Annotated in this window: 8 protein-coding genes; 3 read left to right on the top strand and 5 right to left on the bottom strand. The window is 47.7% G+C overall.

Annotated features, from left to right (window positions below; all coding sequences use genetic code 11):
* Window position 1: 1 nt before the first annotated feature.
* From glyS to J4N45_RS00030, 3 genes are all read left to right on the top strand, one after another.
* Window positions 2-2,083 carry a glycine--tRNA ligase subunit beta gene (gene glyS / locus J4N45_RS00040; protein ID WP_252012986.1) on the top strand — a complete coding sequence of 694 codons (2,082 nt, stop codon included), beginning with the start codon at window positions 2-4 and terminating at the stop codon, window positions 2,081-2,083.
* A gap of 206 nt (window positions 2,084-2,289) precedes the next feature.
* On the top strand, window positions 2,290-4,374 hold the full coding sequence (locus tag J4N45_RS00035) for an alpha-amylase (protein ID WP_252012985.1): 2,085 nt from the start codon (window positions 2,290-2,292) through the stop codon (window positions 4,372-4,374).
* 196 nt (window positions 4,375-4,570) lie between these two features.
* A complete protein-coding gene (locus J4N45_RS00030; protein ID WP_252012984.1) occupies window positions 4,571-5,830 on the top strand; it encodes a valine--pyruvate transaminase in 1,260 nt (419 codons plus the stop codon).
* 89 nt (window positions 5,831-5,919) lie between these two features.
* Here J4N45_RS00030 and J4N45_RS00025 read toward each other — a convergent pair whose 3' ends face one another.
* The 5 genes from J4N45_RS00025 to dnaA form a co-directional block, all read right to left on the bottom strand.
* Window positions 5,920-6,354: an Hsp20 family protein gene (locus tag J4N45_RS00025; protein ID WP_042502456.1), complete on the bottom strand. Its 435-nt coding sequence runs from the start codon at window positions 6,352-6,354 to the stop codon at window positions 5,920-5,922.
* Window positions 6,355-6,836: 482 nt separating this feature from the next.
* Entirely contained in the window at window positions 6,837-9,254 is a 2,418-nt protein-coding gene (gyrB, locus tag J4N45_RS00020; RefSeq protein ID WP_252012983.1) for a DNA topoisomerase (ATP-hydrolyzing) subunit B, read from the bottom strand.
* Window positions 9,255-9,266: 12 nt separating this feature from the next.
* Window positions 9,267-10,349 (bottom strand): DNA replication/repair protein RecF, encoded by a 1,083-nt coding sequence (recF, locus tag J4N45_RS00015; protein ID WP_042478135.1) that lies wholly within the window; start codon window positions 10,347-10,349, stop codon window positions 9,267-9,269.
* Window positions 10,350-10,364: 15 nt separating this feature from the next.
* Window positions 10,365-11,465 carry a DNA polymerase III subunit beta gene (dnaN, locus tag J4N45_RS00010; protein WP_042502452.1) on the bottom strand — a complete coding sequence of 367 codons (1,101 nt, stop codon included), beginning with the start codon at window positions 11,463-11,465 and terminating at the stop codon, window positions 10,365-10,367.
* 87 nt (window positions 11,466-11,552) lie between these two features.
* Window positions 11,553-12,959, bottom strand: a complete 1,407-nt coding sequence (gene dnaA / locus J4N45_RS00005; RefSeq protein ID WP_252012982.1) for a chromosomal replication initiator protein DnaA — start codon at window positions 12,957-12,959, stop codon at window positions 11,553-11,555.
* Between the last annotated feature and the right edge of the window lie 197 nt (window positions 12,960-13,156).

Raw genomic sequence — 13,156 nt, 5'->3', positions numbered from 1 at the left:
CATGGCAAAAGAATTTCTAATTGAACTCGGTACTGAAGAGCTACCACCAACGCAGCTTCGTACCCTTGCAGAAGCTTTTGCAGCGAACTTCGAAGCAGAGCTTAAAGGTGCAGACCTAACACACGAAGGTGTGAAATGGTACGCGGCTCCTCGTCGTCTAGCACTTAAGGTAGCTGGTCTTGCTGAAGGTCAGGCGGATAAAGTGGTAGAAAAGCGTGGACCTGCAGTTTCTGTAGCATTCGATGCTGACGGTAATGCAACCAAAGCAGCTCAAGGCTGGGCTCGTGGTAACGGCATCACTGTTGAGCAAGCGGATCGTCTAGTGACAGACAAAGGCGAGTGGCTTCTTTTCAAACAAGAAGTTAAAGGCCAAGCAACAACTGAAATCGTTGTTGAGCTAGCAGCAAAAGCACTGGCTAACCTACCAATCGCGAAGCCAATGCGTTGGGGTAACAAGACGACTCAGTTCATCCGTCCTGTTAAAACACTGACTATGCTAATGGGCTCTGACCTTATCGAAGGCGAGATCCTAGGCGTAGCCTCTGACCGTACTATCCGTGGTCACCGCTTTATGGGTGAGCAAGAGTTCACTATCGATTCTGCTGAGCAATACCCTGCGATCCTAGAAGAGCGCGGTAAAGTGATGGCAGATTACGAAGCGCGTAAGGCAATCATCCTAGCTGATTCGCAAAAAGCGGCAGCAGCAGTTGGCGGTGTCGCTGATCTAGAGGATGACCTAGTTGAAGAAGTAACATCACTCGTTGAGTGGCCAGTAGTACTAACGGCGAAGTTCGAAGAAGAGTTCCTCAAGGTGCCTTCTGAAGCACTGGTTTACACCATGAAAGGTGACCAGAAGTACTTCCCAGTGTACGACGAAAACAAGAAGCTACTACCAAACTTCATCTTCGTCTCTAACATCGAATCGAAAGAGCCTCGCTACGTAATCGAAGGTAACGAGAAGGTTGTACGTCCACGTCTAGCGGATGCGGAATTCTTCTTTAACACTGACCGTAAGCGCCCTCTTATCGACCGTCTGCCTGAGCTAGAGCAAGCTATCTTCCAGAAGCAGCTTGGTACTATCAAAGACAAGACAGACCGCATCACTGAACTTGCTGGCTACATCGCTGAGCAAATCGATGCTGACGTAGAGAAATCTAAGCGTGCTGGCCTTCTAGCGAAATGTGACCTAATGACCTCTATGGTATTCGAGTTTACCGATACTCAAGGTGTCATGGGCATGCACTACGCCACTCACGATGGTGAAGATGAGCAAGTAGCACTGGCGCTTTACGAGCAGTACATGCCGCGTTTCGCCGGTGACGAGCTACCAAGCACAGGTATCTCTTCAGCCGTCGCAATGGCAGATAAGCTAGATACGATTGTCGGTATCTTTGGTATTGGCCAAGCACCTAAGGGCTCTGACCCATTCGCACTTCGTCGTGCGTCTCTAGGTGTACTTCGTATCATCGTCGAAAACGGCTACAACCTAGACCTAACGGACCTAATTGCGAAAGCTCAGTCTCTGTTTGCCCTAGAAGACGGTACTAGCAAGCTAACCAACGCAAACGTTGCAAACGACGTCATCGACTTCATGCTTGGTCGTTTCAATGCATGGTACAAAGATGAAGGCTTCAGCGTCGATATCATCCAAGCAGTACTGGCTAACCGTCCAACCAAACCAGCAGACTTCGATCAGCGCGTTAAAGCGGTATCTCACTTCCGTGAGCTAGAGGCAGCAGAAGCACTGGCGGCAGCGAACAAGCGTGTAGGTAACATCCTAGCGAAATTCGACGGCGAACTGGCAGCTGAAATCGACCTTGCTCTTCTACAAGAAGATGCAGAGAAGACACTAGCAGAGAACGTTGAAGTGATGACTGAAGCCCTTGAGCCAGCATTCGCGACCGGTAACTATCAAGAAGCATTAAGCAAGCTTGCTGACCTACGTGAGCCTGTGGATGCGTTCTTCGATAATGTGATGGTCATGGCCGATGACGAAGCCCTTAAGAAGAACCGTCTAACGCTACTAAACAACCTGCGTAACCTGTTCCTACAAATCGCCGACATTTCACTTCTTCAGAAATAGTCGTCAGTTTTAGGCAATATTGGTTAATGAAAGGGAAGCATCAGCTTCCCTTTTTTGTACCTGACAATCAGCAACAAGTTATTGTTAGTTCTGTGAACTAGTATGAAAATTGTAGGGAGTTTGCCTACAAACTAGCGGTTATAGCACTCAGAATGTAGAGGTCGATATTTGATATAAACGTGGGATAACTTCAAGGAAGAGAACCCATGAAAAAGACCCTACTTTCACTCTCAGTGTCGATGCTCAGCGCCTGCAGCCAATTGCCAGATGACGCGTTACTACTTAGCTTAGATGACCAACAAGTGGCTTTTGCTGCCAATGGACAAGGTTTGCTGGTTGCAGAAAAGAAGCTTGATAAAGGCAGCTATACCTTTTCTATCGGTGATAATGCACAAACCTGTGGCAGCAACTTTGCTTTGGCTGAAGATGCGCGCATTAAGTTCAACCGCCCATTAAAGCTCGATGATTGTGCCGGGGAATCGGCCATTCCGATGCGAGTATTCAAGGCGAATACCTACCAGTTTACGCTCAATCCAACCAACAACGAGCTCACCGTAAAGGTGAAATCGAAACAGAGTAACGACTTTACCTCTACCTGCCCTGTTGCCACTGACAGCCCCAAAGTTATCGATGTCAGTGCCACCTTTGCCGATGGTACTGTGCTTAGAGATGCGCTGAGCGGGCAACAAGCGACGGTCAGCAGCGGCAAGATTGCGCTGCAGCCTGGCGCAAACAGCCAAGGCCTATTGCTGCTAGAACCCGCAGAGCAAGCACCGAAGGCGGAATTCGACTGGGACAACGCGACGGTCTACTTCGTCATGACCGATCGCTTCTACAACGGCAACCCAGATAACGATAACAGCTATGGACGAAGCAAAGACGGTAAACATGAGATCGGTACCTTTCATGGTGGCGATCTGGCAGGCTTGACTAAAAAGCTCGACTACATTGAATCGCTTGGCGTCAATGCCATCTGGATCACCTCACCACTGGAGCAAATTCATGGCTGGGTTGGTGGCGGTGATAGAGGTGACTTCAAGCACTATGGCTATCACGGCTATTACCATCAAGATTGGACCAAGCTCGATGCCAACATGGGCACAGAGGCGGAGTTGCGTCAGTTTATCGATACTGCCCATGAGAAAGGTATCCGAGTCGTTTGGGATGTGGTCATGAACCATACCGGCTACGCCACGTTAGCGGACATGCAAGAATTTGGCTTTGGAAAACTGTACCTCTCTGATGAAGAGGCGAAACAAGAACTCGGTGAAAATTGGACCGATTGGCAACCAAAATCCGGGCAAAGCTGGCACAGCTTTAATGATTACATCAAGTACAGTGATGACGACGCATGGGATAAGTGGTGGGGTAAAGATTGGATCCGTACCGACATCGGCGACTACGACGCACCTGGATACAACGACAGAACCATGTCACTTAACTTCTTGCCAGATCTAAAAACCGAATCGACGCAGAAGACAGGCCTACCGAACTTCTATCGTAATAAAGAGACCAATGCCAAAGATATTCAAGCCACGCCAAGTGAGCATTTGATCACCTGGCTTACGGATTGGGTTCGCGAGTATGGCATCGATGGTTTCCGTGTCGATACCGCTAAACACGTCGAAATGGAAAGCTGGGCCAAGCTCAAGCAAGCCAGTAATGAAGCACTGGCAGAGTGGAAACAAAACAACCCAGACAAGGCACTGGATGATAAACCGTTCTGGATGACCGGCGAGGTTTGGGCGCACAGCGTGGTGAAGAGTCCGTATTTCGATAACGGCTTTGATTCTATCATCAACTTCGAGTTCCAAGGGGATGTTGCCCCTAAAGCACTGAAATGTTTTGCCAACCTAGACAGTGACTATCGTCGCTATGCAGAGCGTATTAACAGCGACAGTGAGTTTAATGTGCTGAGCTACCTCTCTTCGCACGACACCTCACTGTTCTGGGCATCTCGAAGCCGAAGCATTGATGATCAGATGCGTGCCGCCAATGCACTGATGTTAAGTCCGGGTGCGGTGCAGATCTACTATGGTGATGAGATAGCAAGAGACCTAGGTGTCAGTGGCTCTGACTCACACCAAGGTACGCGCTCAGACATGCCTTGGGATAAGATAACGGGTCAGCGCGAAACCCTATTGAAGCACTGGCAAACATTAGGCGATTTCCGCCTACGTCACCCAGCAGTTGCTAAGGGAGAGCATATTACCCACCAGCAAAGCGGGTACTATGCGTTTGAACGTCGTTACCAAGATGACAAGGTACTCATCGTTTACACTGGCGAATAATCAATAGATTAAAGCCTACTCAATCACATCAAAAGGGAGCGCTACTGCGCTCCTTTCTTATTGCTCATTTTCTTTGCACTCAAATAGTGCTTTGCCTCTAGTTATCATTGCTGTATGTTCAAAGGTTCATCTTGCCACCAGCAGGATAAACCCCCTTAAAAACACAACAAGTGAACACGATGAACTAGGTACAGCAATGCAATTTTCGAAGTTTGGTGAAAAATTTAATCGTTACTCAGGTATTACCCAATTAATGGATGATCTTAATGATGGCCTTCGCACTCCAGGCGCCATCATGCTCGGAGGGGGTAACCCAGCCGCCATTCCTGCCATGCTCGAGTATTTTCACCAAGCCAGTAGTGACCTCCTCGCCAGTGGTGAGCTGGTGGCCGCCATGGCCAACTACGACGGTCCACAAGGAAAAGATGCGTTTGTTAAATCGCTCGCTAAACTGCTGCGCGATACCTACGACTGGAACATTACCGAAAAGAACATCAGCCTAACCAATGGCAGCCAAAGCGGTTTTTTCTATCTATTTAACCTACTCGCAGGTAAGCAAAGCGATGGCAGCCACAAGAAAATCTTGTTGCCAATTGCACCCGAGTACATTGGTTACGGTGACGCCGGCATAGACGAAGACATCTTTGTCTCCTATCACCCAGAAATAGAGCTGCTTGATAATGGCCTGTTCAAATACCATGTGGATTTCGAACACTTAGAGATCGATGATTCTGTTGCGGCGATTTGTGCCTCTCGCCCAACCAACCCAACGGGTAACGTACTCACCGACGAAGAAATCCATAAACTGGATAAACTGGCTCGAGAGAATAACATCCCACTCATCATCGATAACGCCTACGGTTTGCCATTCCCAAACATCATCTTTGAAGATGTGGAGCCGTTTTGGAATGAGAACACCATTCTTTGCATGAGCTTATCCAAGCTAGGTCTGCCAGGGTTGCGCTGCGGTATCGTGATTGCCAGTGAAGAAGTCACGCAAGCGATGACCAATATGAATGGCATTATTAGCCTGGCGCCGGGCAGCTTTGGTCCTGCACTTGCCAATCACATGATTGAGAAAGGTGACATTCTAGAGCTCAGTTCCAATGTGATTAAGCCGTTCTACCAGCAAAAATCCCAGCGCGCGGTTGAGTTATTGCAATCGGCGATTACCGATCCCCGTTTTCGAATCCATAAGCCAGAAGGCGCGATTTTCCTATGGCTATGGTTTGATGAGCTACCCATTACCACTATGGAGCTTTACCAACGTTTGAAAGATCGCGGCGTGTTGATTGTCCCAGGGGAATACTTCTTTATTGGTCAGGAAGATGAATGGGATCATGCCCATCAATGTCTGCGCATGAACTATGTGCAAGATGACGACAAGATGCAGCAAGGTATCGCAATTATCGCGGAAGAAGTGGCTAAAGCATACTCGCAAGGCACTAACGCTTAAGGCTGTTGATAAAATAGAATAGATACAAAAAGAGCGCCTTCTGGCGCTCTTTCACTCTTTATATCAGGGCTTTCATTTCAGCGAAATGATTAGCCTTCGATCAGTTTGTTACCACCAATCTCAATTTTACGTGGCTGCATTGCTTCTGGGATTTCACGCTCTAGGTCAATATGTAGTAAACCATTCTCCATGCTTGCACCTACTACTTTTACGTAGTCAGCAAGTTGGAATTTACGCTCGAAATCACGCTCTGCAATACCTTGGTACACGTACTTCTTCTCTTCTTCAGCTTTACGCTCACCCTTAACAATCAACATGTTCTCTTTTTGAGTCAGATCGAGTTGGTCTTCAGCAAAGCCAGCCACAGCCATAGTAATACGGAAGTGGTTCTCGTCTTGTTGCTCGATGTTGTATGGAGGGTAACCGCCAGAAGAGTTTTTCGCTGAGTTCGCTTCCATCATGTTGAATAGACGATCGAAGCCAATTGCGTTGCGGTATAAAGGAGTGAAATCTACAGTTCTCATAATGCTATCCTCATAGTAAGCAATAGTCTTAGCCGTGAGTTTTCACCTACACCCAGCCTATAAACGGATGTAGTGACGACTAAGGGACTTATCCACCACTCCGCTGACAGCCTTGCTGTTCGGGGACGTAGCAATAAATCAGTTTTTAAAGTGTGCCGTTAAAGCTATCCTCCATTGAGCGATACTCTGCAGGCGTTTAAAAGGTCTGTTTCTTCTCTTTTGAGCAAGACAGCTCCCTCTTCACAAATAGATATAGGGATGACGAAATTCGCTTTCAAGCCATTTTCTTAAATTATTTTTATAACGTTTATTTTTCATAGAGTTAAAAACAAAAAAGACCGCCTCGTAAGGCAGTCTTTTCTGTATTTAGATTGATTTGTCGAAGCTGGGTGAGCTGAGTTCAAGGAGAAGGCGCGCAATTTATAAGTATAAATGAGCACCTTCGACGCAGAAATCAGTTCAGCCAGCGAAGAGAAACCAATCTAAACGTCTAGGTTAGCTACTTTCAATGCGTTCTCTTCGATGAAGTTACGACGCGGCTCTACTTGGTCGCCCATTAGCGTCGTGAACAGCTGGTCTGCGCCAACCGCATCTTCAATCGTGACTTGCATCATACGACGTGTTTCAGGATCCATTGTGGTTTCCCAAAGCTGATCTGGGTTCATCTCACCTAGACCTTTGTAGCGTTGTAGGCTCAGACCACGACGCGACTCTTTGATTAGCCAGTTTAGGGCATCTTCAAAGTGGCTCACTGGTTGAGTACGCTCACCACGTTTCACGTAAGCACCCTCTTCGATCAAACCTTCTAGTGCTTCAGATAGAGACGCTAGCTTACCGTACTCTTTCGAGTTCAGTAGGTCGATACTCAGCACATGTTCATGAGTCACACCATGAGTACGCACGATAATTTTCGGTAGGTTCAAACCTAACTCAGCGTGCTGTTCAACCTCGAAGCTGTATTGACTTGCGCCCACTTCTTTGGCATTTAGCTGCTCAACAAGCTGCTTAGACCATGCTTCAACCGCCACCGCATCGTGACACTGCTCAGCCGTTAGGCGTGGCGTGTACATGAACTCACTCACTAGTGCGTGCGGGTAACGACGAGCCATACGCTCGGCAATTTTCACTGCACCGTTGAACTGCTGCACCAGTTTCTCTAGTGATTCACCGGCTAGTGCTGGTGCTTCAGGGTTCACGTGCAGAGCAGCGTTATCTAGTGCCAAAGACACTTGGTACTGGTTCATTGCATCTTCATCTTTGATGTACTGCTCTTGCTTACCTTTCTTCACTTTGTAAAGCGGTGGCTGAGCGATGTACACGTAACCACGCTCGATAAGCTCTGGCATTTGACGGTAGAAGAAAGTCAAAAGTAGCGTACGGATGTGAGAACCATCGACGTCCGCATCGGTCATGATGATGATGTTGTGGTAACGCAGTTTATCTGGGTTGTACTCGTCGCGACCGATACCACAGCCTAGAGCTGTAATTAGCGTTGCCACTTCTTGTGAAGAAAGCATCTTATCGAAACGTGCTTTCTCAACGTTTAGGATCTTACCTTTCAGTGGAAGAATCGCTTGGTTCTTACGGTTACGACCCTGCTTAGCACTACCGCCCGCAGAGTCACCCTCCACTATGTACAGTTCAGAAAGCGCTGGGTCTTTCTCTTGACAGTCAGCCAGTTTGCCTGGCAGACCCGCTAGGTCTAGAGCGCCTTTACGACGTGTCATTTCACGCGCTTTACGCGCTGCATCACGTGCACGAGCAGCGTCAATGATCTTAGTACAAACAATCTTCGCTTCACCTGGGTTCTCTACTAGGAACTCAGACAGCTTCTCACCCATCGCAGACTCAACCGCGGATTTCACTTCTGATGAAACCAGCTTGTCTTTGGTTTGGCTTGAGAACTTCGGATCTGGCACTTTCACCGATACGATAGCGGTTAGACCTTCACGAGCATCATCACCTGACGTCGCCGTCTTGGCTTTCTTAGAGAAGCCCTCTTTATCCATGAACGAGTTCAGCGTACGCGTTAGTGCAGCACGGAAGCCCGCAAGGTGAGTACCACCATCACGTTGAGGGATGTTGTTGGTAAAACAGTAAATGTTTTCTTGGTAGCCATCATTCCACTGCATCGCCACTTCAACCGTGATGCCGTCATCACGCTCGTTATCAAAGTGGAAGATTTTCTGGATGATTGGTGTCTTGTTGGTGTTTAGGTGCTCAACAAACGCTTGGATGCCACCTTCAAACATGAAGTGATCCATTTTGTCTTCTTCGCGCTTATCGATGAGCTTGATTGAGACACCTGAGTTTAGGAACGACAGTTCACGTAGACGCTTGGCAAGAATATCGTAATGGAACTCGACGTTTGAGAAGGTTTCTTCGCTTGGCCAGAAACGAATCTCTGTACCTGTCTTATCGGTATCACCAATCACAGTCAGTGGCGCTTCTGGCTCACCGTGATGATAGGTTTGAGTATGGATTTGGCCGCCGCGATGGATAGTCAGCGTCACTTGTTTAGACAGCGCGTTTACTACCGATACACCTACACCGTGCAGACCACCCGATACCTTGTACGAGTTGTCATCGAACTTACCACCCGCGTGAAGTACCGTCATGATAACTTCTGCCGCAGAGACTTGCTCTTCTGGGTGCATTTCCGTTGGGATACCGCGACCATCATCGCTTACAGAAACAGAGTTGTCCTCATGAATAGTCACGATAATGTCGTTACAGTGACCTGCTAACGCTTCATCAATTGAGTTATCAACCACCTCAAAAACCATGTGGTGTAGACCGGTTCCATCGTCCGTGTCGCCGATGTACATTCCTGGACGCTTACGTACCGCATCCAGACCCTTTAGTACCTTAATACTCGATGAATCGTAATTTTCTGACATGAGTTTCTCTCACTATTTACCTTGCTCTATTGTGCCATGTTCCACATGAAACATCTTGCCATTTTCGTCAATCATGTCGGCAACTTGGCTTTCAGTAATAGAGCTTACAAAAACTTGAGCCTGAGTCTGTTTTAAGTAATCCGCTAAGCGTTTACGACGCAGGCTATCTAATTCTGAAGCAAAGTCATCTATCAAATAGATACATTGCTTTCCGGTCAACTCTGCAAGATGCTGCCCTTGCGCAAGGCGCAGCGCGCACATCATCAGTTTTAGCTGACCACGAGACAACACATCCTCTACAGGAGTGTTGTTCACTTTAATTCTTAAATCGGCTTTATTTGGGCCACTAAAGGTGTACCCCAAACTCTGGTCACGCTCAAAGTTACGTTCCAAGAGCTCGCCATACGGCGTGTCTTTTTCCCAGCCACGGTAATAACCAAGCTTAATTTCAAACTCTGGCAGAAAAGACTGACACATTTCTTCGGCCAAGGTTTTCATTTGCTCGACATAGGTGCGGCGCCAACCGTCAATCTGCTCAGCAAGCTGGGCTAAATCTCTATCCCAGTAGCTTAACTCTCGGTAGCTAGTGGCAGTCTTAAGTAACGCATTGCGCTGCTTACTGAGACGCTTAAAACGACCCCAAGCCTCAAAAAAACCGGGCTCAGAGTGAAACACACCCCAATCGATAAATGCCCGACGAAACTTAGGGCCATCAGTGAGCAGTTCAAAGCCTTCAGGATGGATAAGTTGCAGCGGCAATACCTTGGCAAGCTGAGCTAACTTTTGCCCAGATTGACCGCCTATTTTAACCTCAGTTGAGCCATCGCGCTGCTTATTAATGCCAATGGGTATCTCAAATTGATCCGAGTTCAAAAAACGGCCATGTACAAACAGCTCTTGGCAGTCATTTTGTATCACTCGACCAGTGAGCGAACTCTTAAAAGAGCGACCATGACCAAGCAAATAGATCGCCTCCAACAAGCTGGTTTTGCCACTGCCGTTGGGGCCAATAATAAAGTTAAAGCCTGTAGATAGTTCAATATCACAGGCTTTAATATTTCGAAATTGCTGTACGATTAAACGCGTAAGCGGCATAGCGTCATGCTCGCCTTAGAGACGAATCGGCATCACCACGTACATGGCACTGTCATCTTCGCTATTTTCAATCAACGCACTGGCGTTGGCATTGGACATCGACATGCGTACCTGGTCGCAGCGAAGCGTATTAAGTACATCGAGAACGTAAGATACGTTGAAACCAATCTCGAGCGCGTCACCTTGGAAGTTCACGTCGAGCATCTCTTCCGCTTCTTCTTGCTCTGGGTTATTAGCCGTAATGCGCATCTCGTTGTCCGCTAGGTTGACACGAACACCGCGGAATTTCTCATTCGATAGAATCGCGGCACGGGAGAACGCCTGACGCAACTCATCACAGTTTGTTTCGAGTGTCTTGTCGGTATTTTGCGGCATTACGCGGCGATAATCGGGGAAACGACCATCAACAAGCTTAGAAGTGAAGACATAGTTGTTCACTTCAGCACGGATGTTAGAACTGCCAATTTGCAGCGTGACTGGCTGCTCTGGCGCATCGAGAAGCTTAGAAAGCTCCTGTACACCTTTTCGCGGCACAATGATCTGTTTGTTGTCAAAGCTGCCTTCTAGCGCCACCGTTGCCACCGCCATACGGTGACCATCAGTCGCCACTGAGCGCAATGTGGTTTGGTCTAACTCAAACAACATACCGTTTAGGTAGTAACGCACATCTTGGTTAGCCATTGAGAACTGAGTTTTGTCGATCAGCGACTTAAGCTCAGCTTGAGTCACCGTCACCGCCACTTCTTGCTGCCAATCTTCAATGTTTGGGAAATCGCTCGCTGGCAATGTGGATAGGGAGAAACGGCTACGACCAGAGCGCACTTGTACGCGATCGCCTTCTAGTACGATGGTGATTGTCGAGTCATCGGGTAGCCCACGACAGATATCGAGGAACTTACGTGAAGGCACCGTTACGCTGCCTGCTTCGAACTCACTCTCTAGCGTTACTTTACTTACCAGCTCAACCTCTAGGTCTGTCGCAGTAAGAGAAAGTACCCCTTCTTCTACCTTAAGTAGCAAGTTGCCCAAAATAGGTAATGTAGGACGACCGCCCAGTGCGCCAGAGACTTGCTGTAGCGGCTTTAGTAGGTGGTGACGTTCGATAGTAAATTTCATAGATAACTCTTCGTAAAGATGGCAATCCATGCCACTTATATGCGAAATACAATAACTTGAATGCTAATTATAGTGATTATGCCACTATTATGAAGAAAGCGTGCGAATTAAGTTGGAATAGTCTTCCTTAATGTCGTGACTTTCCTCACGCAGCTGAGCGATTTTTCGACACGCGTGCAGCACAGTAGTATGGTCGCGACCACCAAACGCATCACCAATCTCTGGTAGGCTGTGGTTGGTCAGCTCTTTGGCTAGCGCCATCGCCAACTGACGCGGGCGAGCAACAGAGCGAGAACGTCGCTTAGAAAGCAGATCCGCCACTTTAATCTTGTAGTATTCAGCAACCGTCTTTTGAATGTTATCAATTGTCACCAACTTCTCTTGCAACGCCAGCAAGTCACGCAGTGCTTCACGAACAAAGTCGATAGTAATAGGGCGACCGGTAAAGTTCGCATTGGCGATAACTCGGTTTAGTGCCCCTTCCAGCTCACGAACGTTTGAACGTAGGCGTTTAGCAATAAAGAAGGCCACTTCATCGGCCAAGTGAATTTGATGGTCTTCGGCTTTTTTCATCAAGATCGCGACACGGGTTTCCAGCTCAGGCGGCTCGATAGCCACGGTTAAGCCCCAACCAAAACGAGATTTCAAGCGATCTTCTACGCCGTTGATCTCTTTTGGATAGCGATCTGATGTCAGGATGATCTGTTGATTGCCTTCAAGCAACGCATTAAAGGTATGGAAGAACTCTTCTTGTGAGCGCTCTTTATTGGCGAAGAATTGAATATCATCGATAAGCAGCGCATCAACACTGCGGTAGTAGCGCTTAAATTCTTCAATCGCGTTATTTTGTAGCGCCTTAACCATGTCCTGAACAAAACGCTCAGAGTGCATGTACACCACTTTCGCGTTGGGTTTGTTATCTACGATGGCATTGCCCACAGCGTGTAATAGGTGGGTTTTGCCTAGACCTGTACCGCCATATAAGAATAGTGGGTTATAAGCTGCACCAGGGTTATCCGCCACCTGACGCGCCGCAGCAAGACCAAGTTGGTTCGACTTACCTTCAACGAAGTTGTTGAACTTGTGCTTGATGTTGACGTTCGAACGATGGTTGATGTCAGAGACCTCTGATTCATCATCCCAGGTTTTATGCACAGGTTGGCGCGCTTGTAGCTGCGCAGGTGCAGAAGACTCAGCCGCAACATCCGCTGCGGTCTTAACTGGCTTAGGTGCTGGTGGCGCAGAAACCGGCTTGCTACCGACTTCGAAACGCAGATTTGGAACATCATTACCGCAGTACTCTTTTAGTAGGCGGTTAATGCTGTTGAGGTATCTATCGCGCACCCAGTCGAGTACAAAGCGGTTAGGCGCAAATAGAGTTAGGGTGTTGTCATTAAGCTCAGCTTGTAAGGGTCTGACCCACATGCTGAATTCGGTAGCGGGTAGCTCTTCTTGTAGACGTTGCGAACATTGCAACCAAAGCGAAGATGACACGGTGCTCTCACTCTATTTATTGGAATTGGAAAAGATTGGTAATTTTACCTGTTGATAACCAAGATCGCCAGTAAATGATCGGCGATCCAGTGAATAAGATCTAAGTTATTCACAATTTTTTCGGTTGATTTGGCTTGATCCGCACAAATTGCCCTGATTTTACTCACAAACGCATGCACAAAACACAGATCTACCCA

It is taken from the genome of Vibrio sp. SCSIO 43140 (assembly GCF_023716585.1).
Classification (GTDB): Bacteria; Pseudomonadota; Gammaproteobacteria; order Enterobacterales; family Vibrionaceae; genus Vibrio; species Vibrio maritimus_B.
The sequence above is the reverse complement of the archived record's forward strand: the minus strand, read 5'-3'. Positions and strand labels throughout refer to the sequence as shown.